Annotated in this window: 8 protein-coding genes and 4 pseudogenes; 2 read left to right on the top strand and 10 right to left on the bottom strand. The window is 68.4% G+C overall.

What is annotated here, in order from left to right:
• Positions 1-35: 35 nt before the first annotated feature.
• From N4R40_RS09510 to N4R40_RS09470, 9 genes and pseudogenes are all read right to left on the bottom strand, one after another.
• Positions 36-620 carry an SGNH/GDSL hydrolase family protein gene (locus N4R40_RS09510; RefSeq protein WP_261607136.1) on the bottom strand — a complete coding sequence of 195 codons (585 nt, stop codon included), beginning with the start codon at positions 618-620 and terminating at the stop codon, positions 36-38.
• The gene (locus N4R40_RS09505) at positions 613-14226 is read right to left on the bottom strand and encodes an Ig-like domain repeat protein (RefSeq protein WP_261607135.1); all 13614 of its coding nucleotides are present in this window, start codon (positions 14224-14226) and stop codon (positions 613-615) included. The genes N4R40_RS09510 and N4R40_RS09505 overlap by 8 nt, the downstream gene beginning before the upstream one ends.
• 287 nt (positions 14227-14513) lie before the next feature.
• Positions 14514-15680, bottom strand: coding sequence for a nucleotide sugar dehydrogenase (locus tag N4R40_RS09500; RefSeq protein WP_261607134.1), 1167 nt, complete (start codon positions 15678-15680; stop codon positions 14514-14516).
• A gap of 213 nt (positions 15681-15893) precedes the next feature.
• The gene (locus tag N4R40_RS09495; RefSeq protein ID WP_261607133.1) at positions 15894-18176 is read right to left on the bottom strand and encodes a right-handed parallel beta-helix repeat-containing protein; all 2283 of its coding nucleotides are present in this window, start codon (positions 18174-18176) and stop codon (positions 15894-15896) included.
• On the bottom strand, positions 18176-19531 hold the full coding sequence (locus N4R40_RS09490) for a glycosyltransferase (RefSeq protein ID WP_261607132.1): 1356 nt from the start codon (positions 19529-19531) through the stop codon (positions 18176-18178). Before N4R40_RS09490 ends, N4R40_RS09495 begins: the two co-directional genes overlap by 1 nt.
• 95 nt (positions 19532-19626) lie before the next feature.
• Entirely contained in the window at positions 19627-20571 is a 945-nt protein-coding gene (locus N4R40_RS09485) for a right-handed parallel beta-helix repeat-containing protein (protein ID WP_261607131.1), read from the bottom strand.
• 378 nt (positions 20572-20949) lie between these two features.
• Positions 20950-21255 (bottom strand): annotated as a pseudogene (locus tag N4R40_RS09480) (IS3 family transposase); the annotation flags it as partial.
• Between the two features lie 10 nt (positions 21256-21265).
• Positions 21266-22375 carry an IS110 family RNA-guided transposase gene (locus tag N4R40_RS09475; RefSeq protein ID WP_261607130.1) on the bottom strand — a complete coding sequence of 370 codons (1110 nt, stop codon included), beginning with the start codon at positions 22373-22375 and terminating at the stop codon, positions 21266-21268.
• Between the two features lie 291 nt (positions 22376-22666).
• Positions 22667-22825, bottom strand: a pseudogene (locus tag N4R40_RS09470) (DDE-type integrase/transposase/recombinase); the annotation flags it as partial.
• Positions 22826-22876: 51 nt separating this feature from the next.
• Here N4R40_RS09470 and N4R40_RS13205 point away from each other — a divergent pair.
• Positions 22877-23218 (top strand): annotated as a pseudogene (locus tag N4R40_RS13205) (transposase); the annotation flags it as partial.
• Positions 23219-23221: 3 nt separating this feature from the next.
• A pseudogene (locus N4R40_RS09465) lies at positions 23222-23986 on the top strand (IS30 family transposase); the annotation flags it as partial.
• 14 nt (positions 23987-24000) lie between these two features.
• Here N4R40_RS09465 and N4R40_RS09460 read toward each other — a convergent pair.
• Positions 24001-24800 (bottom strand): IS110 family RNA-guided transposase (locus N4R40_RS09460; protein ID WP_261607128.1); only part of this gene is annotated, 800 nt, incomplete at its 5' end.

Below are 24800 nucleotides of genomic sequence, written 5' to 3'. Positions count from 1 at the left end.
CGACGAAAGTCGTAGGTGAAACCGCGGCCACATCGTTACGGGGCGCGCACGGCCAGCACCACGGCGGCTGCGATCGCGGATGCCTGTGCTGCGGCCCCACTCCCTGCGGGGAGGTCGATCGGGGTGAAGGTCGCGCCGGTCTGCGTTGCGGCCGTGCGCAGCGTCTCATCCCACGCGTCCAGATCAGCAGCGGTGACTCCGAACGGCGGCAGGACGATGACGCGTGGCGCGTAGCGCGCGGACGCACTCATCGCATCGCGCACGAGCGCTTCGCGCACTTCTGTCGGCAGTGTGGTGGTGACGTCGTTGCCGCCAAGAGCGAGCACGACGGCGTCGAACTGGCCGCCGGCGGCGGCGGCGCGATCGGCCACCGATGAGGGCGAGGCGGTCAGGTATCCGCTGCCGGCGACTGCGTCTATCTGCACCTGCAGCCCCGGCTCGCGCCGCACGAGGTCATACCAGGCCGACCCCGCGTCGCCGCCGCGTTCGTCGGTGATGACGAGCACGCGCTGCTCGGCGACGGCGGGCTCGGCGGCCCCGCAGGCGGTCAGAGCGAGCGCGAGCACCGCGAGGGCGGCGCCGATGAGTGCGCGCCCCGCCCGGCGCCGCCGCTCAGACACCGACGCTCCTGCGGCGGCGCGCCCAGAACACGACGGCTGTGGCGATGAGCAGGACGACCATCGCACCGACGGTCAGCCAGATGCCCACCGGTGACCCGGCATCCTCAGCCTGAGCCTCAGGGGCCGGCGTCGCGTCGGATCCGGCAGCGGATTCGTCGGTCGGTTCCTCGGTGGACGATTCGGTCGGTGTGCCGGTGGACGAATCGGTCGCCGAGCCTGTCGTAGACGACCCACCCGCCGTTGTGCCGGTCGATGCCGACCCTCGAACGCCCGAGCCGCCAGAGGTCGCCCCCGACCCGGTCGAGCCCGACGTCGTCCCCGCCCCATCGGCGCCACCCGCACTGCCGGTGCCACCCGTGCCGCCGCCACCGCTACCGCCCGTGCCACCCGTGCCACCCGTGCCGCCCGTGCCGCCGCCCGTGCCACCCGAGCCGCCGGTGCCACCCGAGCCGCCACCGTCGGTGCCACCCGTGCTGCCGCCGCCGGTACCACCCGTACCGCCACCCGTGCCACCCGTGCCACCCGTGCCGCCGGTCTCCTCGTCGTCGGGCAGCGGCGCGACCTCGATGAGGCGAGAGACCACACCCACCGGTGTACGGGCCTCGATGCGGTGCGTGCCCGGTTCGAGCGTGCGCGGGATCGTGAACCGCAGGGTCGCGACGCCGTCGGCATCCGCTGTCGCACTACCGAGATAAATCGGGTCGGAGTGCAGGTACACGTGGATGACGGTACCGGGCTCGAGTCCCGAGATCACGAGCGCCTGGGTGTCTCCGGCGGTGGCTTCGTCGTCGGTTCCGCCGACGGTGATGCCCTCGGACGCACCCGTGCGCGAGATGGTGAACTCGACCTCGACCGATTCCGACGGTGCGATGCCACCCGAGCCCGCGTAGACGACCGTGTACCGGTAGTCGCCGTCGGCGATCGTCTCGGGCACGAGCAGCACGGCCGTCGCGCCGGTGCTGCCGGGCACGAGCGTGCCGGTCAGATCGGGGCCGCCGGCGGCAGTCGCCGTGACCGTGCCGCCGACCGGCAGCCCGCCCGCGGTGACGGCGACCTGCAGCTCGAGCAGCGCCGTCGGCACGCTCGACGCGCGCACGTTCACCGCCGTCTGCGAGGCCGCGGGCGTCACCGTGAAGCCCGCCTGCGCGGTCGACGGGGCGAACCCGTCGCTGCCCGGGTAGGTCAGCTGCACCGTGGTCTCGCCCGCCGCGAGCAGCGTCGAATCGATGTCGATGCGCACGGCACCGTCGACGAGCGTGCCGGCAAAGGTTCGGTCGCCGATCCTGACGGTGACGCTGCCCGGCGCCACCGCGTGCGCTGCCATCACGGTTGCCACGACGGTCACGCTCTGCCCGAACACCACCGAGGTCGGCGCCGTGAGGGTCGCGGTGGTCGCTGCGGCGCTCACGACGACACTGCCGGCTCGTTCGCTGCCGTCGACATCGGAGGTGCCGGCGTAGCGGACGATTAGGGCGTGTGCACCGACCGTGAGCTCTGTCGGCAGCGCGAAGCGGGCCGAGCCCGCGGCGAGGGTCGCCGTGTCGATGACGGCCCCGTCGAGCAGCAGCTCGACGGCAGCCGCCGGGGCAGCTGAACCGTCGACCGTCGCATGCGCGACGATCTCGCCCGCGACGGCTCCGAACGTCTGTGCGCCCGGCCAGTCCACGCGCAGGGCACTGGGCGCCGGTGTCACGACGACGTCGAGGTCGATCGTCGACGCGGCGTAGCGCGCATCACCTGCATAGTCGACGGTGACGGAGCGCGTGCCGGCGGTCAGTGCCGGCAGGGTCACCTGGGCACCACCCGACACGAGCGCCGCGACGCCCAAGACCGTCTCACCCTCACGCACGGTCACCGTCCCCGTCGGGGCATCTGCCCCGGCCGGAACTCCCGCGAAGCCGATCTCGACGATCGCGGGGCTCGCCCCGAACCGCACGGGCGAGGCCGAGGCTGTCACAGCTCCCGGCAGCAGCGAGACCTCGAGGGTGGTCGTGGCGCTGGATGCCTCGGTCGTGGCCGTCGCCGGCAGCGTCACGGTGATCGGGTAGGTGCCGGCGCCGAGCGGACCGATTTCGAGTGATGCCGCTCCGTCGCCCGCGAGCGCAAGGCTGGTCACGGGGCCGGCGCCGGCGACCTCGACGGTGCCGGTTCCGCCGACCACGACGACCCGCAGGGTCGCGGTCTCGCCGACCGCGATGCGCGCGGCCGACAGGGTCGCGGTGACGACCGGGGTCGTCTTGGTGACCGTGACATCGGTCTGCCCCGTCGCGCCCATGTAATTGCCGGATGCCGGCACGAAGGCGACCGAGACGGTGTTGGCTCCGCTGGCGGCGCCCGTTGTCGGCAAGGCGAACTGCCACCCGCCGGCGACAGGCGTCGCGACGACGGTCGTGTCACCGAGCGTCGCGGTGACGGTGCCATCGAGCTGTGCGCCCAGGGCGGTGATGGCGACGGTTCCGGTGACCTCTGTGCCGAACCCGACGTTCGACGCGCCGAGAGCGACGGTGAGAGCGGGGGCGAGCGGCGTGCGCGTGAGGCGCGCGGGGGCGCTCGTCGACGACGAGAGCTCGGCCGAGGCCGACGTGAAGACCGCGACCAGTCGGCGCTCGCCCGCGTCGGGGCGGGCGACGGCGAGCGACGCCGCACCGGCGGTGACCGTGCCGGTCGCGAGTGCCGTGCCGGTGGGCGCGCCGCCGCCGTCCGCCGCATACAGCGCGACGGAGCCCTCGACGGTGACGGTCGAGGTGACCTCGACCGTGGCGGTGAGGTCGACGCCATACGCACCGGTGGCCGGGCTCAGGTCGAGCGTGGTGGTGCTCGCCGCGGCGTTCACGACGCTCGTGACGGTCGCTGTGCTCGGGGCGTGACTGTCGTCACCGCTGTAGGCAATCGTGAGCTCGAGGTCGCCGACGTGACGCGCCGGCACCGTGATGTGCGCGACGCCGTCGATGACGTCGCCGGTGAGCGCCTCGCTCCACCCCGGCGCGCTCACCGTGACGGTACCGGTCGGTGCTGCCGTCGTCGGGGTCGCGGCAGTGACGGTGACCTCGAGCGTGCCGGCCGCACCCGAGGCGACGGCAGCGATCGTGGCGGCCGTTACCGTGCCGGCGCGCACGCGCAGGGTTCCGGTGTCGGTGCTGGTCTCTGAGAAGGGTCCGCTGTACTCAGCGGTCAGCGCGTAGGCGCCGACGGCAGAGGTCGGAACCGTGATGCTCACGCGTGCGCCGCCCGCGACAAGGTCGCCGGCGCCGACCGTGGCGCTGACCGGGGCATCTCCGGCACCGGTCAGCGTCACGGTGTCGCCGACGGCGACGCCCGTGCCCACGATGTCGACGCTCACCGTGACCGGCGCACCGACGATGACGGGGTCGGTCGGCGTCGTCAACGTCGTCGTGCTCGCAGCACGGGTGACGGTCAGCTCGATCGTCTCGGATTCGGCGGTGCGGGCCGCGTCGACCCAGACGACACGGATGTCGTGCGTCGCAAGTGCCAGCGTCGCGGGCACCGTGAAGGTGACCTCGCCGTCGACGGGCGTGGCGGTTGCGGCGGCGGCACCGTCGATCTCGAGCGTCGCGGTGCCGGTCGAGACCGGCCCGGCAGCACTGCTGACGAGAGCGCGCACGTCAAGACGAGCGCCGTAGCCGATCGTCGCGCTGTCGATCTCGGCGGTGACCGATGCCGTGTGCGGATCGTACGCGTCATAGTCGATCCAGGCGCCGCTGTCTTCGCCGCCGGTGACGGCCGTGACAAGCACAGCCCCCGCAGTGATGACGTCGGTGCCGGTGAGTACGGCCGTGTCGACGCTGCGACCGGCTCCGACCGTGACCGTGGCGCCGCCGAAGTCGCTGTCGATCGTGAAGGTCGCGCTCGTGTCGGTGTCGTTGGCGAGGTGGATGCCCAGGACTGTCTGCTCGCGCTGGCGGTCGTACACGGGCGTGATCTCGGCGCTCAGCCCGTCGGCAAGGCCCGGCTGCAGCGTCTTGGTGCCGAGGTCGACGATCGGAAGGCCCGGCACTTCAGCGGTCGCCGTGACGACGCCGCCGGCCCCGGTGGGCACCGGCGTCGTCGATACGGCGTAGCCCTGCGCGTCGGTGACGACGCGCACGACCTGTCCGCCGCTGGGGAATTCGGCCGGGCCCGTCACCCTGAAGTAGACCTCGGCGCCGACGACGGGGTTGCCGTCTTTGTCGAGCACGCGCGTGCGCAGCTCTTCCAGTACATAGTCGGGGCTGACGGTCTGCTGCGGTTGGGCCTGCGAGGCGATGGCCGCCCAGCCGGCACGCACCGTGACCGGCAGCGAACCGGTGAACTCCGTCTTCTTGCCGCCGACCGAGGTGCTGACCGAGAGGGCACACTTCGCATAGCCCTCGCCGGCGGTTCCGGTGAGCGAGCCGGCGAAGTTCAGTGCGGGGTCGGCGCTGAGGGTGCCCGTCGTGATCTGCAGCTCGGCGCTTGTGCAGGCATCCGGCAGAGTCCACTGCGCGGTGACGTCGCCCGGCTGTGTCGAGCTGTCGCCGAGCTTCTTGAGCGAGATCGGCGAAATGCCGATGGTGTCGCCGGTCGCGGCGACGATGTCGACCGACGACGCGGCGGGCACGGGCACCGTCAGCAGGCGCGCGGCCGCCGTCGCGCCCATCCCGAGCAGCACACTGTCAGACCGCTCGTGATACGTCGTGTGGACCTTGATGCCGTGGATCGCCTGGACCGCCGTGATGCCGAGCGCGGCGAGCCGCGTCGAGGGGTTGAGCAAGAGTCCGATGTGCACCGGTGTGACGGTGTCGCTCGTCGCACACACGAAGTCATCCTGGTCGCAAAGCGACACGGTGAGGTCGCGCAGCGACGCGGGAATCACGTGGCGGTCGGTGAGATCGAGCACCGTGTCATAGTCGCCGCCGAGGGTGACGCCGGTCGCCGTCGCGCTCGTCCCGAGCCGCGTGCCGCCGTTGTCGGAGTAGTTGGCGGGGTTCGAGACGAGGTAGATGCCGCCGACGCGCGAGTGCGGCAGAACCTGTGCGGCGGTGCCGTCATTCCAGTCGTTGAGCGCCTGCGAGATGACGAGAGCGCCCTGCGAATAGCCGGCGAGCACCCACTTCTCGTTCTCACACCCGGTCTGCTGTGCGCGCTGGGTGAGGAAGGTCTTCAGGTTGTCGATGCCGGTCTGAATGCTGCCGAAGTACTCGGGAACACTGACATCGAGCGCGCCGACGACGGGCACGGCCAGCGCCGGGTACTGCAGGTACACCGCGCGGAACGAGCGCAGCGCTTCGCCGTTCTCGGTGAGCGAGCTGGCGAGCCCCTCGCGCACGCGGGCGAGCGGCACACCGATGGTGTTGGGCTCATCCGACCCGGCAACGCCGATCATGAGCACGTCGTAGCAGGTACCGCCGAGGGTGAGCGACGACGCGTCCGACACGTCGATGACGTCGGCGGGGTCAACCGCGACAGGGGCGACCTTCTCGGCGATCGGCGCGATCAGGTGCGCCGGCTTGGTGCTGCCGTCGGCGAAGTGCGAGATGACGGTGTAGTACTCGAAGATCTCGTCGCTGTCGGCGGCGAGCACACGGGCATCCGGGGCACCGTCACGCGTTCCGCCGACGACCTCCGTCCACGGTTCCGATGCGTCGAGGGTATTGCGCCCCCACACGGTGTACGACTCGGCGCCGTTCACGGTCTCCCACGCGATCGCGAGGCCCGTCCCCCCGCCGTCCGAGTCGGGCAGCGTGACCCACGCGGTCTCGACGCTGAGCGCCTCAGTGCGTGTCTCGTGCAGCGTGATCGGTTCAGATTCGACCTCGACGTTGCCGCCGGTGGGCAGAATGAAGCTCTGCGCCCAGCGCGGGTCGTCGACGTTCACCGTGCCGGTCAGCAGCGAATAGAACGAGAAGTCCATCTCGACGCTCTCACCGGGCAGCAGCACCGGCACACGCTTGGTGTAGGCGACGACATCTTCGGGGGCGAGCAGGTAGCCCGCTCCCTGGGAGATCTGGAACGTCGGGTTGTACACCGGCACGCCGGTGTCGGCGGGCGTCTGGTTGGTCATCGTGAGCGTGATGCGGAACGGGTCGAGCGCCTCAGTGCTCGGGTCGGCCTTGACCGCCCAACGAATCGCAGAGCCGCCCCATACCTTCAGGGGCTTCTCGGCATGCGCGACGACGTCGATCGCGTCGCCGGTGGGGGCAAGGGTCGCCGTGTAGCGCGCCGAGAGCGGGTATTCGCCTTCGATGTCACCGCGCAGGGTCCAGAAGATGCTGCGGCTCTCGCCGCCGGCGATGTCGTCGACCGCGACGGCGGCCGACTGCCGCTGCGCCGTCGGTGCGAGCGTGAGCCCGTTGGGCAGCGATAGCTCGGCGACACCGTCGGTGAAGGTGAAGGGGGCGGATGCCAGGTTCTGCACGACCAGTCGGGCCTCGAAGAACTCCTTGAGCCAGCTGCCCTTGACGGGGATGATCATCCACTGCACGGCTTGATGGCCGCCCACCTCGATGATGGTGGGCGTGTAGGCGTAGCCGTTGTAGTAGCCGGTGCCGCCCGAGCCCGAGGTCCAGCCGTCGCCGCCGTAGTGCACCGCACGCACCCCGCCGCTGCCGTAGACCAGCTCGACGTTGGGCGTCGAGCTGGGCGTCGACTCGTTGACGATCGCGAGGTGGATCTCGGCGAGGAAGATGTTCTGGTTGTCGGGGTCTTCCGGGTCGATGCCGCGTTCGACGATCTCGTCGTAGGTGAGGGTGCGGTGTTCGAGCGTGCTGGCGGCGATCTCACCCGACTCGAGGGTGGCCTCGAGCGACCCGGAACCGTCGACCACGAGCACCTCGCCTGCGACGGGCAGGTAGCCGGATGCCGTGATGTAGATCGGCTGGGTGCCGTTGGGCACGCCGCGCAGGCGGGCGATGCCGGTGCCGTCGGTGGCGGCTTGCACGCGCGCGCCGTCGGCGGTGATGAAAGTGGCAGTGGCGCCCGAGAGCAGGGCACCGCCGCTGCGCACGGTCACGGTGACACCGCTCGTGTCGGCCGGCACGACGGTCACGCGCGTCTGGGCGGTGGCGGTCTCGGTGCCGATCGCGACGGTGAGGGTCGCGTCGTAGACGCCGGCCTCGGCGTAGGTGTGGCTCGTGTGCCATCCTTCGCCGGTCTGACCGTCACCGAAGTCCCATTCGACGCGGTCGATCGCGAGCGCGGGCTGTGAGCCGGTCGCGTCGAACCACACGTCCTCCCCCGCCGACGCCTGCTGGGGGTCGCCGGCGACGGCGGTCAGCGGCACGTCGGGGTAGACGGTGACGGCGGCGTTGCGCGCCGTGACGTAGGTGTCGGTGTCATCTTCGGCCGTGACCTCGACGCGCACGATGTACCGCCCGGCGGTCGTGTAGTCGTGCTCGAGGGCGAGCGTGCCGGTGTAGGTGCCGCTGACCTCGGCGGTGCCGTCACCCCACGTGAGACGGTAGCTGAGCGCCGTCGTGCCGTCACCGGTCGCCTCAACGGTCGCCGTCACGTGGGCGCTGTCGCCTTCGGCGAGCGGCACACTGGCCGCGTCGAGCGTGAGCGCGACGACGGGCGGGCCGGTACGTTGACGCCAGGTGATCGGCGCAGACGACTCTGCACTGATGTTCGCCGAGCCTGAGTAGACGACGGTGAGTGTGTGCACGCCGACCGCGGCGGTGGCCGGCAGCGTGAGCGATGCCTCGCCACGCGAGAGCGTCTTCTCGTCGACGGTGGTGCCGTCGAGTTGCAGCGCGACCTGCCCTGCGGCGGTCGCACCGGTGGCAGAGCTCACCCCGACGCTGACCGTGGTCTCGGTGCCGTACGTGCCGTCACCGGGCGGGGTGACGACCAGGCGCGCGGCCGCCGGGGTCACGGTGAGCGCGACGGGCGCCGAGGTCGAAGCGTTGTGTCCGCTCGATCCGGCGTAGACCGCGACGATGTCGTGGGTACCGGCTGCGACCGTGCCCGGCAGCCGCACGGCCGCCGTACCGTTCTCGAGCGTGCTCGATGCCGTGACGCCACCCACTGTGACGGTCACCTCACCCTCGGGTGTGCCGTCGATCTGCGCGGTGACGTCGACGGTCACCTCGAAGCTCGTGCCGTAGACGACGTCGGCGACAGCGGCGACCACGGTGGTTGTCGGCTGGCCCGCGATGGTGAGCTCGACCGTGGTGGCAGAGCTCTCGAGCGTGTCGCTGCCGGTGTATTCGATCTCGAGCGTGTGGGTGCCCGCCCCGAGCACCGACGTCTCGATCGTCAGGTTCGTGCGGTCGGTGGCCGTTTCGCGGGTGAGCTCGTGGCCGCCGTTGCGGATGATGATCTCGCCGGCGATCTCGCGCGCGCCGGCGTCGACGGCGACGGTGATGGTCGCCGTGTCGCCGAAGCGCACGGGGCTCGTCTCGGCGTGAGCGCTCAGAGTGACGGATGCCTTGCGGACCGTGATGGTCGCCTCGGCAGATGCCTCGCTGGTCAGCGCCGTTTCGAGCAGACGCGCGGTCAGGGTATGCGTGCCCTCGGCGAGCACGCCGGGCAGCACGTGGTTCACCGAGGTCGCGCCGTCGAAGGCCACGGTGTAATCGGCGCCGTCAACGGTGAGCACCGCGGTGCCGTCGACGATCGCGTCACCCCAGGCATCCCACGCGGCCAGGTGCACCTCGACCGGGTCGCCGACATAGCTGTCGCCGGGGGTCGAGACGGTGAAGGTGGCGTCGCCGCGCACAATCTTCACCGGCACGGTGAGGGTGCTGCCGCGCACCGCGCCGCTTTCGCCGACCGTCAACGTGATCTCGTAGTCACCGGGCACGAGATCCGCGGGCAGCGCAAGGGAGGTGGTGCCGCCGTTGCCGGGCAGCTGCTGCACGTCGATCGTGTTGTCGCCGATGGTGGCTGTCAGCTCGAGCCAGTCGGCGGCGCCGGCGCCGTCGACGTCGACCTGGACGGTCAGCGCAGTGCCGGTGCCGTAGGGCACGGCCTCGGTCGGGGCGTCGACAACGGTGATGCTGCTGGTCGACCACGACCGGGCCAGCGTGATCGAGCGGGCGATATCGGCCCCGTCGCCGCGGAAGACGAGGGCATCCGCTTCGGCTGCGTCGGCCGTCCACCCGTCGGCGGTGAGATAGCGGGTCTGGTAGTACGGCGAGGTGACGCGCACGAGGTAGCCGCCGGGGGCGATGTTCTCGAACCAGGTGGCCGATTCGTCGACGAGCGCCAGGTTGCGCTGGTCTGCGACGTCGCCGGTCACCGCGTTGATCACGTCGACGGTCGCCCACTCGCCCTCGCGCGCAGCGTCGGCGAGCTCGAGCGACATCGAGAGCGTTCCGGGCCGGGGCATGACGATGTTGCCGGATGCCTCGGTGTTGAGCGCGAACGTGACCGGGGTCGCCTGTGCGACGTCGACGACGCCTCCGAAGTAGGTGTAGAAGTAGCCGTACGCGTGCGCGCCGAGCGTGTAGTTGACGCCGGGCAGGCCTGTCAGGGTCACGACACCGTTTTCGTCGGTGATCACACTCGTGGTCTGATCACCGTTCGTGAGGTCGACAGCGGCGTAGGCGATCGGCGCGCCATCGACGTCGACGGCCGTCAGGGTGAACACGCCAAAGGTGTCGACGGCAACCGTCGCCTGGGCCGTCTGCCCCGCCGTCAGCGGCACAGCGACCGGAGTAGATGCCGCAGTCTGGCCGTCGGCGCTGACGGTGACAGTCGCGGTGCCGGGCGTTAAGCCGACGAACGTCGCCTGGCCGAGCTCGTCTGTGTAGACAGCGGAACGGCCCACGGTGACGAGCTTGGCGGCGAGCGGTGCGCCCGACCGGTCGACGACGGTGACAGTGAGTGCGGCCGCTTCGGTCAGTGTCGCGGAGCGGCGTTCGTAGGTGCCGCTGCCGACGCTGATGATGGCCGCGTCGTTGCGGTCATCGCTGAGGTCGCCGCCCGCGGTGAGGTATCCCCCGCGGTACGTCTGGTCGCCCGTGAGGTAGAGCTGCACGGGGGTGAGGTCGAGCCAACCGTAGCTCGCACCGCTGATCTGCAGGGTTGAGCCGTACAGCCACGCGTTGCCGAGGCTGTGGCCGGTGGCCGGATCGACCAGTTCAACGCGAGTGTTGCTCGCGTCTGCCAGCTGCCCGGCTTCGTCGACGAAGTCGACGCGCAGCAGCCAGCCGAGCGCGTCGCTGTCGATGTCGGCGATCGAGGTTTCGCCGCTGACCGACGTCACGTCAGCGCTGCCGAGGTCGGTGCCGTCGAAGCGCGCCGAGAGGTGTGCGGCACCCGCGGGCACGCGCAGTTGGTACGTGCCCTCGCTGTCGGTGTAGACCGTGCGGTCGCTGGCGCCGTCACCATCGAGGTCGGCGGACACACCCGCCTGTGCGAGCGCGACTCCGCCGGCTGAGACGGTGCCACTGATGGTCGCCGTCCGCTCGAGGGTGACGACGGCGTCGGCGTATTCACCGGGCGTGACCTCGAAGCTCTGCCCGGGTACGGCGGTCCACTCCGCGTCGCCGGTGGTGACAGACACCGTGCCCGCCGAGATCGGCGACCACTGCTCCCAGGTATGACCGGCGTCAATCCACCCGCTGTAAGAGGTGGACCAATCCGGCGATGAGAATCCCACGCTGATGTCGCCACCATCGACTCCATCGGGGAACCCGAAGGTGACTCGAGGGATGCCCCCGAGCTCGAGCACGGTCGTCTGGCCGTCGACACCGACAGCGTAACCCGAGACGTGGAAGCTCTCGCGCGAGCTGAACGAGAGCCACGGGTCTGCGTCGGGGGTGAGTCCCCGAATCGTGTAGTGGCCTTCGGCGTCGGTCACGGCCTGACGCTCCGCGTATCCAGACCAACTGCTCACGAGAGCGCCGTCGAGCGGCTGCGCACCTGTCGCTCCGCTGGGGTCGGCGACGGTACCGCCGACGACCGTGCCGGTCAGGACGGCACCGACCGCGAGCACGAAGTCGTGCACGATCTCGTCGCCGCCGATCGCGCCGTTGAGGTACTGGCCCACGTACACCGAGTCGGTGCTCGCCGCCGCTCTGACCGAGTAGCGCGACCACCGCGGCAGCGTCGCGCTGTAGGTGCCGTCGGTCTCGCTGACGGCATCGATACTGCGGGAGGGCCACCCGTCCTCGTCGCGGACCTCGATCCGGATGGTCTCTCCCACCACCGGCGACCCGTGCTCATCGGTGAGCGTGCCGCGGAAGGCCACGAGCTCGGTGGGCTCCGGCTGCATCGTGATGGAGGTGCGCGGCTCATCGGCGCTGATCGTCACGGGCGTCGCCGCGGCGGCGTCGAAGACGCCGGGGTAATAGTAGGTGTCGCCGTCGATCTGCGCGCTGATGAGATAGTCGCCGGGGCGGATGCCGGAGAGGGTCGAGGCCCCGTCGATCCAGAATCCGGCCTGGTCGCCCGTCGCCTGGTCGGTCAGCGACACCGAGGCTGAGACGATGTCGCCCGCCGCGTCGCGGACGGCGAGGTCGAGCTCGCCGATCGGGCCGACATCGACGGTGACCTGCTGAGTGCCTTCCACAACGACGAACGGCGGCGCGCGGGGCGCGATCGCGGTGCTGTAGGAGGAGTCCTCGCCGATGCGGGTGTTGATGCGAGTCGTGTAGGTGCCCGGACTCAGCGAGAAGGAGAAGGTGCCCGTAGCATCCGTCGTGCCGCCGTGTCCGATGCCGTCGTCGTCGACGACCTCGACATAGCGGTCGGCGACCGGCACGCCCGCCGAGTGCACGGTCAGCTGCACGGTCGAGACGGGGGTGGCCACGACGGGGACGTCGAGGGTCGCTCCCGCGGCGAGGGTGATGGTGCCGCCGACCGCGCTGTATTGCGATGACGACACGTAGTAGTTGTACTCCCCCGCGCCGATCACGATCTCGGCGATGCCGTCGGAGCCGGTCGTGGCTGAGGCGTCTGTGTAGGTGGTCGACGAGGAGACCGAGAGCTGGATGCCCGCCAGGGGCGTTTCCGACTCATCGGTGACGGAGAATCGCACCGTCGCGAGCTGCGACCGGTCGAACGCAAGCACCGGCACGGTCGTCGTGGCACCTTCCGTGACCGTGACGACCTCCGCGTTCGTCGTCAGGGCCGGTGACGAGGTGCGCGCCGACACCGTGTACGTGCCGGGCGCCAGTCCGGTGAGGGTGTAGGCGGCCGAGCCGTCGGAAGCGGCGGAGACCGAGGTCTGCTGGATCACGCCCTCGTCTCCGCTCAGCAGCACGTCGACCCACTGACCGGCGAGCGCGCCCGTGATGGTGCCGCTGATCGTGCCCGCCGCGACCGTGGTCAGGTCCAGGCGCGTCGTGGCGCCGGCGGTGACGGTCGTCGACGCGGGCAGGACCGCGCGGCTCTTGTCGCTCGTGTAGAAGGAGAGATCCCAGTCGCCCTGCGCGACGCTGTCGAACACGTAGTCGCCGCCGTCGACGGTCGTCCACGTGCTCAGATAGCGGCCCTCGGCGGAGTTGTACGCGGAGGCAGAGAGCGACGAGCCGGAGGCGAGTCCGTCCGCCGACCCGCCGATCGCCCCGCCGAGGCGCAGTCGCGCGTCGATGCCGGTGACGACGCTGCCCTCCGTGGCGACGACCTGTCGCGCACTGTCCCGCTCGGCCGTCTCCGCGCCTGGCCCGATGTAGCCGCCGATCCCGTAGGGCGCGAGATTCGCGACACTCAACGTGTACGTCCCGGAGGCGAGGCCTCCGATCGTGTATCGGCCCTCCGCGTCGGTCTCGCCGTCGCCGTAATCGTCGCCGTTTGTCCACACCGAGACACCGGCGGCCGGCTGCCCGTCGGGGGTGGTGATCGTGCCCGAGATCGCAGCGCCGCGCGCGAGGCGCACGGTCACGTGTGCGGGGGTCACGACGCCGTCGGTCGTGATGGTGAGCGCGGTTGCGTCGCCGGTGAACTGCACCGCCGGCACATCGTCGCCCTTCCACACGCCGCCCCTCGCCCCGCTGTCGGCGCTGGGGTCGACCCACACAAACGGGTAGGAGGGGTCGATGCGAGCGACGAACGTGCCGTCTGATGCCGTGAGTGCGGCACCATTGACGGTCGCTCCAGCGAGAGGCAGCGCGTCAGCGTCGAGCACGATGCCGCGCGCCACGGGCAGCACGCGCAGCTGTGCACTGACGACGGTGCCGGCCGCATCGACCGCGATCAGTGACGGGTCGTCTGAACCGCCGGTTTGCGGCACATCGCCGACGCCGCCCGCACCGAAACCGGTCTCTTGCAGCAGGCCGGCACGCCACGAGCCCCCGGCGAGATCGCTTCCGAAGACGCTGCCGACGTTCACGTGGTAGTCGCCGGGGGTGAGGCCGGTGAAGCGCAGTACGCCGTTCGCGTCTGCCTCAGCCTGCACGTCGATGCCGCTCTCAGACCAGGCGTATGCGACGACGCTCGTGAAGTCGGGCGCGCCGAGACCAGTGGCGGGCACATAGCCGGTCGGCGTGACCAGCTGCACGACGAGCTCGCCGGGCGCGGCCGTCGGCGGCGCGGTGGGTTCGGCCGCCACGGCAGGCAGGGGCTGCAGCGCAAGCATCGCTGTGACGACCACGGCGACCCAGGTGAACAGCGGGCGGGCGCCCGTCGCGGCGGTGTAACGGTGGCGCGGCGCGCGCAACGCGCGCGGGGTGCGTGACAGCACTCGGTCCCCTAGTAGTCGTCGAACTCGGCGAGCATCGAGCCTCATCACCCGATCGGCCGATCCCCACTCCCCAGAGCGCAAGCGACCTTAGCTGGGAGATTAGGGGATTCTCATCTGCGATGCAACGCTGGCGACCCATGCGGGGTGTCCGGAGTTGTCCGGATTCCGCGACGGCGCATGATGAGGTTCCGGATGCCGCTGTCAATCGCCCACGCACGGCGTGAACCACGCCGTGACGAACCCCGCCGTCTGGTAGCTCGCCGCACACCGTCATGGGTGCCGGTGCGTCAGTCGCGCCCGTAGATGTCGCGGGTGTAGACCTTGTCGGCGACGTCGTCGAGCACGTCGGTCTTGCGATTGGCGATGATCACGTCGCACCGCTGCTTGAACTCGTCGAGGTCGCGCACGATCTCTGAGTTGTAGAAGTCGTCGCCCTCAAGTTCGGGCTCGTAGACGATGACGTCGACACCCTTCGCCTTGATGCGCTTCATGATGCCCTGAATCGAGGATGCCCGGAAGTTGTCTGAACCCGACTTCATGATGAGGCGGTACACACCCACCGTGGTGGGGTTCTTGGCAAGGATGTCAGAGGCAACGAAGTCTTTGCGGGTGCTGTTCGCGTCGACGATCGCCGCAATCAGGTTCTGCGGCACCTTCGAGTAGTTGGCGAGCAGCTGCTTGGTGTCCTTCGGCAGGCAGTAGCCCCCATAGCCGAACGACGGGTTGTTGTAGTGCGACCCGATGCGCGGGTCGAGGCCGACGCCCTCAATGATCTGCTTCGTGTCGAGCCCGTGCACGGCCGCGTACGTGTCGAGCTCGTTGAAGTAGGCGACGCGGAGGGCCAGGTAGGTGTTGGCGAACAGCTTGATCGCTTCGGCTTCGGTCGAATCAGTCAGCAGCACCGGCACGTCGGTGTCGATCGCGCCTTCGAGCAGCAGGTCGGCGAAACGCTGCCCCTTCTCGCTGCAGTCGCCGACGACGATCCGCGACGGGTGCAGATTGTCATAGAGCGCCCGCCCCTCGCGCAGGAACTCGGGCGAGAAAATGATCGTCATCGCGGGGTGCTCAGCATTCATGCGCGCCGTGAATCCGACCGGAACGGTCGACTTGACCACGATCGTCGCGTCAGGATTGACCCGCTCGACGAGCCCGATGACCGACTCGACCGACGAGGTGTCGAAGAAGTTCGTGACTTCGTCATAGTTCGTCGGCGTCGCGATCACGACGAACTCGGCGCCCACATAGGCCGAAGCAGCGTCGAGGGTTGCGGTGAGGTTCAGCTCACGCGTCGCGAGATACTCCTCCAGCTCGGCGTCGGCGATGGGCGAGATCCGCTGATTGATCAGTTCGACCTTGTGCGCGTCGAGATCGACAGCAACCACCTCGTGGTGCTGCGCGAAGATGACGGCGTTGGACAGCCCGACATAGCCAGTTCCGGCGATAGCGATCTTCACAGCGCGAACCCGCCGCTTCGAACTCCGTGCTTGGATGCCGCAGATGCCGCGCGGGCTCCGTGAGAAACAGCTGACAGTTTCATTTCACTCCTGGCAACAAGGCGGTGACCGACGCCGTCAGCGGTCGATGCGGGTCGAAGCGAAAGGGCCGTGCCTTGTCTGCTTCGATAGCAGAATAGCGGCACAGCGGGGCGTGTCGGCACACGAGCAAGATCACCCGTGGGCATTCCGCGGCGTGGACGACACGGTCTGCTCTACCCATTGCTCGATCCGCCAGGCGGGCACGCGGAACAGTCGAGCGATCACGGAGATCGGGTATCCGGCCTCGACGACGGCGGCGACGGCGAACTGCTGCATCGACGCGAACTCACGGTTGGAGAGCATCACCCGAAGGTCCTGGAGACTGCGCGGGTGGCTCTGCGGTGAACGCGGCCTGACCCCCGCCTGTGCGGGCGAGGACGTCGAAGACGAACGCAGCGGGGTGGACGATGACGGCACGGGGGGTGAAGATGCCCGCACGAAGGCCGCAGAACCCCCTGCCTGCGGTGGGACGCTGAGGCGGCTCGGCCGGTAGACCCCCTCGCGAGGCGCCGGCGCGCGAGGCGAGGCGGCGTGTGTACCCGGCGCCGTGCCGTCGCGGGTGTGTCGTGTATCTGCGCCCTCGAATTCGCGAGGTGACGCGGCCTCTGTCGGGGAGACTTCGCCGTCGTGACCGTACCGGGCGAGCTCTGCGTGACCGTGTCGCACGATCGCCGCCTCGAGCAGCTTCCGCAGTTCGCGGTGGCGTCGCTGCCTGGCGATGATGAGGGGCAACCCAACCACGGGAATCACAAGGACGACTGCCCACAGCCAGGCGATCGGATGACGATTGAGCCACTGGATCGGCACGGGGACGAACGTCCACTGCGAGGTGTCGTCCGCTGTGCCGAAGACATGCGCCGTCGACGCGACCTCGATTCCGCTCGGGCCACTGCCGCGCAGCACGTTCGACGCCGTCTCCACGGACGAAGACCCACTCACGGTGATCGCGGCTCCTTCTTCGACGGTGAGCGAATTCGCGCTGACAGCGAGGATCGCATCGGTGACCTTAACAGCGGTGGTCTGCGCCGCGATCGTCGAGCTGATCAGCTGGGCGTCGGTCACGTCGCCTGTGACGGCGACCGCGACCGCGCCGGTCGTCTGGAACGTCGACTCCGCGACCGTCACGGTGCGGATCGGACCTTCGAGCAACAGCGCAGCGTGCGCCCCGCTGATGTCGGCGTGTTCGAGCAGGATCTTATTGCCCGAGATGAACGAGACTCCGGCAGAGCCGCTGTCGCTCACGCTCAGCTCGCGCACGGTGAACGCCGAGCCGGGCACGGGCGAGTCGCCGGCGGCATTGGCTGTGCGGGCCAGAGCGGTGCCATCGATCCGAATGCCGTCGCGTGTCGCACCCGACACCGTCGACGTCTCGATCGTCACGTCGGAGGACGCGCGGTCGACGAGGATGCCGTCCTGTCCGGAGTTGCTGATCGTTGTGCCGGAGACGACGATCTGACTCGATCCGTTGGTGATTCGGATGCCGCTCAGCTCGGCACCGACGACGGTCGCATCACTGATCGAGCCCCCCGCGACATCCGACAAGAACATCCCGAAGGTGAGGTTTCGATGGGTCGTGTTCGACAGGGAGACGCTGGCGAGGCCGAGGTCTGTCGCCGTCACCGCGACGCCTCCCGTGCGACCGCTCCAGAACCCGAGCTCGTCGAACACGGTGAACGACGCCTCGAGACGCCCGTTTCGGACCCAGACGAACCCCCGACCGTCCGCCGTCGTGGTGTCCGCCGAGGCGAGCGAGTCGCTCCATGACGTGATCACGAGAGGTGCCTCAGCGGCGCCGTTGAGAACGACGTCGCCGCCCCACCCGACGACCCTCGTGAACCCCCCGGTGTCGTCACTGAGGAGTCTGAGGGTCACGCCGGCAAGGTCCAGCTGCAGTCGTGCCCCGGACCGGACAACGAGGGAACGGACAAGGCTGTATGTCGAGGCGTCGTCCTGGCGCAGCGCGCCCAGCGCGACGAGATCGCCGACGCCGTATGCCTCCGCACGTTCGTGCAGGATGACGGTGTTCCAGCTGGTCACCGCCGTGGGATCGTCCCACGACAGCCGCGAGAGCGCGCTCGCCCACTCGTCGATTGCCGCAACGGCAAGTGCCGGTCTCGCCGTCTCGACGAGCGCCTCGTTCGCTTCGTCTGCCGTCATCCCGCCCGCGCTGCCGTCCGTTGCCGACGTTGAGAATCCGGCCGACGCTGACGGTGATGCGCCGGATGCCCAGGGGGCAGCGCTGGCACCAGTGAGCATATTCCCCGTCACGACGATGGCAACGAGCAGGGCGATGCCGGAGGTGACGAGTACGCTTCGCGCGATCTTCCGATGCCGTGTCGCCGTGTCGCCCCGCTCCTCGTCCGTGATGTGACCGTCGTACGCATGGGTGTGCGGTTGTTCGCGGGGCTCACTCATCATGAGACCCGCTGCACGACGGCGGGGGCGGGGGCATCGGCAGACTCCGTATCGATCTGTCCAGCCGCCGCCGATCCGGCATCCGGCGACCCAGCCCCCGGCGATCCGGTCTCCGCCGGCGAGGCATCCGCCCGTTCGGTTTCCGTGCCAAGGCTCGCCTCGGTCTGTCCCTCGCCTCCTTGCGTCGCGGCGGAGCGGGTGAGCCACCCCTGCTTGTTCATGGTGAACAGCGCGTACACCTTGATCGGCAACGACACCATGATGATCACCGCGGTGACGAGGGGGAGGATGATGATGTCTTCCGGGCGACGCCAGAGATGGGAGAACCCTCGGATGCCACGACCGACGATCACCCAGACAACGGCGAGCGCGAAGGCGATGAGCGCGTGGTCGGATCTCAGTGCGAGGAACACGTACGCCACGGCGACGAGCATCGTGAACGGGGTGAGGAGTATCTGCATCATCGCGATCTGCGAGATCAGCGGCGCCTTGAATATCCACCCCTTCCCGATCGCGGTGAGATAGCACCGGTAGGAGTTGCGGCTCCAGCGCACTCGCTGTTTGACGAACGCCCGGAATGTGCCGGGGAACATCGACAGCGCCCGCGCGCTGTCCTGATGCGCAACCCGGAAGCCCTGGGAGAGGACGAGCCAGGTCATCCGTCCGTCGTCGCCCGCGACGCATTCGCGGCCGAAGAAGATCTCGTGCTCGAGTCGTTCGACCTGGGGGACGATCACGTTCGTCCGGTACGCGGCGGTGCGCCCGGACGCGCAGATCACCCCGCCGTAGCGCCCCATCGCAGGGACGTAGTCCGTGTACCGCAGGTCGATGATCCAGTCCGCGACGCGACGCCAGATGCTCGATTTCGGACGGTAGACGTTCTGTCGGGTCGATACCGCGCCGACGGCAGGATCGATGAACGGCATCTGGATCGCCGCGTGCATGCCTTCCTCCCACGCGGTGTCGGAGTCGACGAAGATCACGAGTTCTGTGTCGACCAGCCGCATGCCGCAGCCGAGTGCCGAGCGCTTGCCGTGGTGTTCGAACATCACCGCTTCCACGTGCGGGAGCCCGAGAGACGTGATCCGAGTCTGCGCCTCGGTGTCTGCGACGTCGAGGACGACGAGGATCCGCGTCGGGCCCTGACGGACCCACGTCGCCAGGCATCGCATCAGCACGTCGGGGTCTTCATGGAAGGACGGGACGACGACCGTGGTGGTGGTGCGGAAGTCGCTGACGACGGGCTTGGTGATAGCGGAGAGAAACTTGCGGATGAGCCAGAAGCCCCACGAGATGATTCCGAAGGCGCCGAACGGCAGTAGCCAGAGGGCGAATTGCATCGGAGTCTGCGGCATGCCGGTCCCAGATAGACGTGGATGTGTTGCCGTGAGCATATCAGCGCCGCACCTATGCGATATTTACCCGCATTCGCGGCAGAACGCGACGCCTTTCACTCGCGACATGCCACGTTGGTCAGGGCTGTGCTCCCCGACGTGGTGACGTTGGTGCAGCTCACCCGGTTGTCGAGATTCCGCGCTTCGCCGACGATCTCGACGGCGAGAGCATCGGCCGCGAGGTCGAACTCGTTGGACCTGAGGGTGTTGCGCGCGCCCCACCCCGCGATCGAATAGACGCGGATGCCTGCCGCGGCGGGGGCGGCGATGACGTTCGCTGTCACGGTCCAGTCGTCGCCCTTGATATCGACGACCGAGTCGGCGACGGTGTCGGCCCCGATGCCGAGATGACTTGATTCGATGGTGCCGCCCTTGGTTCCTTCCTTCACATCGATCGCCTCAGCCCGTGTCGACTCGATGGTGACTCGGCGAATCGTGTTGCGGTCGCTCGAGTCTGGATCGCACGCCGTGTGCGTGCACCAGTTCGACTCTGCCGATCCGATGTAGATCCCTTCACCGAGTTCCGCGTCGACGAGCCCCGTGTTGCGGACGATGGTGTCCACGATCAGGTTGTCGGTGCTTTCCGTGCGCAGGTGGATGCCTTCGTGACCGGTGTCGGTGACCTCAAGGTTTCGGAGAACATTGCCGCGCGCCCGATCGAGCATGATGCCCTTGGCGCCGCCCCGCACAGCGAAGTCGGTGAGAACCCAGTTCGACGCGCCGTCCACATGCAGCACATATCCGCGGTCCAGGTCGCCGCCGTCGATGACGGCGCCGCCCAATCCGCACACGGTGACCGGCGCCGTGTCGGTTCCGGAGGTGGTGATCGTGAAGTTGCCGAGGTAGGTCGCGCGAGACAGAGCGAGCACATCGCCGGCTTCTGCGTCGTCGAGCGCGCGCTGCAGCTCTTCTGCCGTGGGGCCGACCTCGATCGCATCCTCGCCACATGCCGATGCAGAGGCAGACTCCGTCGATGCCGCTGCGGCCGACGTTTCCGCCATACCCACCACGCCAGAGCAGCCTGCCAGCACGACACAGAGCCCCAGCGACATCGCAGGGATGCCGATCATCGTTCGTGTGCGCACCTCGCCCCGTTCTTCACGCTCTGTGTTCGACTGTAACCGCCCTCGACACGACCCCGGGCCCCGCACCAGCAGGCCCTGCACTGCTCACCAGCAGGCCCCGCGCTGACCACCAGCGAGATCAGGGGGATCAACGGGATCAGCATGGCGAAGACAGCGCTACGAACATCGGAAAATGCGTGATGTTTCGTGTGCGCAGTGAAGCGTCCCGCCGCACGGCGGTCGCTGAGACCGCGAGGTCTGCGGCGTCAATGCCACGGTTGCGGGACTGCTGCACGGATAGGTGACAGGTTGTAGTCACGCTGCCAGTGCGGCGGTCGTGTTCATGATCGTCTCGAACTCGATGGGCGTCAAACGGCCCAGCCGGTGCTGACGGCGTCGCCGGTGGTGGGTCCGCTCGATCCAGGTCACCATCGCGATGCGCCGTTGCTCGCGGGTGGTCCAAGAGCGGCGGCTGAGGACGTTCTTCTGCAGCAACGCGAAGAGGCTCTCCATGTCGGCGTTGTCTCCGCTCGAGCCCACTCTTCCCATGCTCCCAACCATCCGATGGCGGCTGAGAGCGCGGAGGAACTTCCGGCTCCGAAATTGAGATCCTCTGATGCTCTCCTAAGAGTCAAGCGGCAGTCTTGCGTGGTTTGGTGTTCGGCGCGATGTGCTCGATGCCGGGGTTGAGGAGGAAGTAGACCTCGCGGGCGAGGTAGCGCTTCAAGCAGCGGATGATCTCCATCTTGGAGTGGCCCTCGGCGGTCTTCTTCGCGACATAGGCCTTCGTTCTCGGGTCGATCCTGAGCCGGCTGATCACGGCGAGATGGAGGGCGCGGTTGGCTTGCCGGTCGCCTCCGCGGTTGAGTCGGTGCCGCTGGGTCACCCCGGATGAGGCGGGCAGGGGTGAGACGCCGCAGAGCATCGCGAATGCGGCTTCTGAGCGCAGCCGGTCCGGGTTGTCTCCGGCGGTGACCAGCAGTTGTCCGGCGACTTCGATGCCGATCCCGACGCGTTCCAACAGCTGTGGTGCGAGTGCTTGCACGATCGGGTTGATCAGGTCATCGAGGTCGGCGATCTCGTCGGTGAGTTCGAGGTAGCGGCGACCGAACGACTTCAGCGCGACCCGGTAGGCGACCACCGGGTCGGTCGCGTTGGAGACGTCGGGTCGCCAGGCGGCGAGATGGCGGATCAGCTGCATGCGGGTCAGGTTGCGAACCTGGTCGCGGACTTCGTCCGGTGCCGCGACGATCGACATCCGTAACAGCTGCAACGTGTTCCGTCGTTCGCGGACGGCTTGGGCGCGTGCGACCCGCAGAATTCTGAGGGCCTCGACAGCACCGTCCTTGGATTTTGGGATCGTCGTGCGCCGTTCGTGGAGCGCGGCGCGGGCCGCGTTGATTGCGTCGAGGTCGTCGTCTTTGCCCTTCCTGCGCCGCTCCGATCGATCGGGCCGGTCGACCTCGAGGACGAAGACATCGTGCTTGGCGAGGTGTCGGGTCAGACCAGCACCGTAGGAACCGGTGCCCTCCACCCCGATCCGCACCAGGTCCCCCTGGCTGCGCACCCATGTCAGCAACGCCCGGTAGCCCGCGCGAGTGGTGGAGAAGCTGTGTGTTCCGAGGACTGTTCCTGCCGGGTCGATGACCGCGGCGACGTGGATCTCCTTGTGCGTGTCGACACCGGCGAACACCGATGTTCGTGATTGAGGTCGCCTGCCGGCGTCGGGGATGATGGTCATGTCGCGCTCCGATCTGTTCGCATGGGCGGGGAACGGCACCGCGCACCACCAGACCGGCGGACAAGACAGTGATGAGCACCTGTTGGCGCAGGCTCTCCTTAGGTCACTCCGGCGGTGAGGCGTGACGCCTCACCGGGTGTTCTCAGGGGACCGACAGATCCGAGGAAAGACAGCGAATGTCGATCGGAGTGAGAGTCAGGAACCCCTGAGAACACCCGGCACCAGCATCCTTGCGCGTCCATCGCTGTGAGGGTCAGGACCCCCGAGAACACCAGCACGAACAGTCTCACTGTCCGAGTGGACGATGCAGCCGGCGACGTCACCGCGCATTCGGGCGGCATTCTCGAGCGCCTGAACAGCCAGACGGGACTTCATTCTCGAGTCGATCGAGTAGACCACGATTCGACCGGAGAACACGTCTTTGATCGCGCAGCAGTAGAGCTTGCCTTCCGCGGCTTGGATTCCAGCAGTCGTCGCAACACCTAGAGGAGAGGTGGTGCGATGGCGGGGAAGAGATACACCGACGAGCAGAAGGAAGAGTTCTTCCGACTTCTTGATCGAGGCGGGACCGTCCGCGCGGCGGCGCGAGCAGCTGGGGTCCATGAGAAAGCCGGATACAACTGGCTGCGCAAGACGGGGCTGACGATGCAGCGGGCGACCCCGCGCGTCTACCCGTCGGAGTTGAAGGACGAGTTCCTGCGGCTCGTTCGCGAGCGGCAGATCATCTCGACCGTCGCGCACGAGTTGGGCATTCATCGTCCCACCGCGTACGCGTGGGCGCGGAAGGCGGGGATCTCCACGAGCGAAGCACGCCGGGTTAACCCCCGACGCGAGGAGTTCCTACGTCTGAGGGCGGCGGGACTCACACGGGCGGAAGCCAGAACACGAGTCGGCGCAGACGCCAGATCGGCAACCGACTGGGACAAGGGCATCACCATCATCAGCCGCGGAAGGATCTACCCCGACGGTCGCATCGTGCGTTACCCCGAGCAGAACAATGGGGACGTGCCCGAACGAAGAACCCGCGCGATCGGCGGAAGCGTCGATCTGAACATCGTGGAGAAAGTCATCCACGGTCGATACGTCAGCCTTCTCGAGCGAGAACAGCTTCAAGACCTGCGCCGCACGGGACTGTCCATCCGACGGATTGCGGCGGAGATGGGCCGGTCGCCGTCGACGATCAGCCGGGAGCTTCGTCGCAACACGGTCTCCACCCGCGGATACATGCCCCACACCGCGCACCGACTCTCGGTCAAGCGGCGAGCCAGACCACGTCAGCCGAAGATCCTCGCCCACGATGCGCTTCGCTGCTACGTGCAGACGAAACTGAAGATGAAGTGGTCGCCGCAGCAGATCAGTCACCGACTGGTCAAGGACTTCCCGGCCGCTCCGGAGATGCGAGTGAGCACCGAGACGATCTACCAGGCGATCTACGTCCACGCCCGTGGTGAGCTCAAGCGATCACTCGGACAGCAACTGCGGCGCGGACGCATTGCACGGAAACCACACCGGCAGGCCGACGCGCGACGCCCACGATTCGTCGACCCGATGAACGCCATCAGCAACCGTCCGTCGGCGGTCGATTCCCGCGACATCCCAGGACACTGGGAATCTCAATGAAGTTGTCAAGCGGCAATCGGGGTGCTGTCGACTGCTGGTTCGGCGTAGGGGGTGTGGTCGCGGAGCATGGCCCAGGTCACGTTGATCCGGCGTCGCGCGAGAGCGATGAGCGCTTGTTTGTGTGACTTCCCCTCGGCGCGTTTGCGGTCGTAAAACGTCCTCGATGCGGGACTGTTCTTCAGGCTCGAGAGCGCAGCGAGGTAGCAGGTGCGCAGCAGCCGACGGTTGAACCGGCGGGGCCGGTGGAGGTTGCCGTTGATGCGTCCGGAGTCGCGTGGAACGGGTGCGAGCCCGGCGACGCAGGCGAGCCTGTCGACGGTGTCGAAGTTGTCCAGGGTGCCGCCGATCTGCGCGAGGAATGTCGCGGCAAGGACGGGGCCGAATCCGGGCAGGCTGAGCAGGATTTCGGCATCTTCGTGTTGGCCGTAGTGCTCGGCGATCTTCGCGTCGATTTCCGCGAGGTCCTCGTCGATCGCGGTGATCCGGGCGGCGAGCCTCGTCACGAGGGCGGAGCCGACCGCTTCTGTCGCGAGAGCAGTGTGTTGCGCGTGCGCAGCATCGACGGCGGCCTGGGCGACCTTCGCGCTGTTGCGACAGCCGCGCCCCTTCAACCATGTCGCGAGTCGGGTGACGCCGACTCTGCGAAGGCTGTCGGGAGTCGTATAGCGGGAGAGGAGAGTGAGCGCGGCCTTGTTCTTGGAGTAGTCGAACGTCCGCTCCAGAGCAGGGAAGTACTCCAACAGCGTCGCGCGGAGGCGGTTGATCGCGCGTACCCGGTCGTGGATGGGGGCTTGACCCCTGATCT

The organism is Microbacterium memoriense (assembly GCF_025398275.1).
Lineage (GTDB): Bacteria > Actinomycetota > Actinomycetes > Actinomycetales > Microbacteriaceae > Microbacterium > Microbacterium memoriense.
The sequence above is the reverse complement of the archived record's forward strand: the minus strand, read 5'-3'. Positions and strand labels throughout refer to the sequence as shown.

Bases quoted from the DNA above. Each gene is read 5' to 3' on its own strand.
- N4R40_RS09495 (WP_261607133.1), bottom strand. From the start codon at position 18,176: ATGAGTGAGCCCCGCGAACAACCGCACACCCATGCGTACGACGGTCAC.
- N4R40_RS09490 (WP_261607132.1), bottom strand. From the start codon at position 19,531: ATGCCGCAGACTCCGATGCAATTCGCCCTCTGGCTACTGCCGTTCGGC.
- N4R40_RS09485 (WP_261607131.1), bottom strand. From the start codon at position 20,571: ATGGCGGAAACGTCGGCCGCAGCGGCATCGACGGAGTCTGCCTCTGCA.
- N4R40_RS09475 (WP_261607130.1), bottom strand. From the start codon at position 22,375: ATGACCATCATCCCCGACGCCGGCAGGCGACCTCAATCACGAACATCG.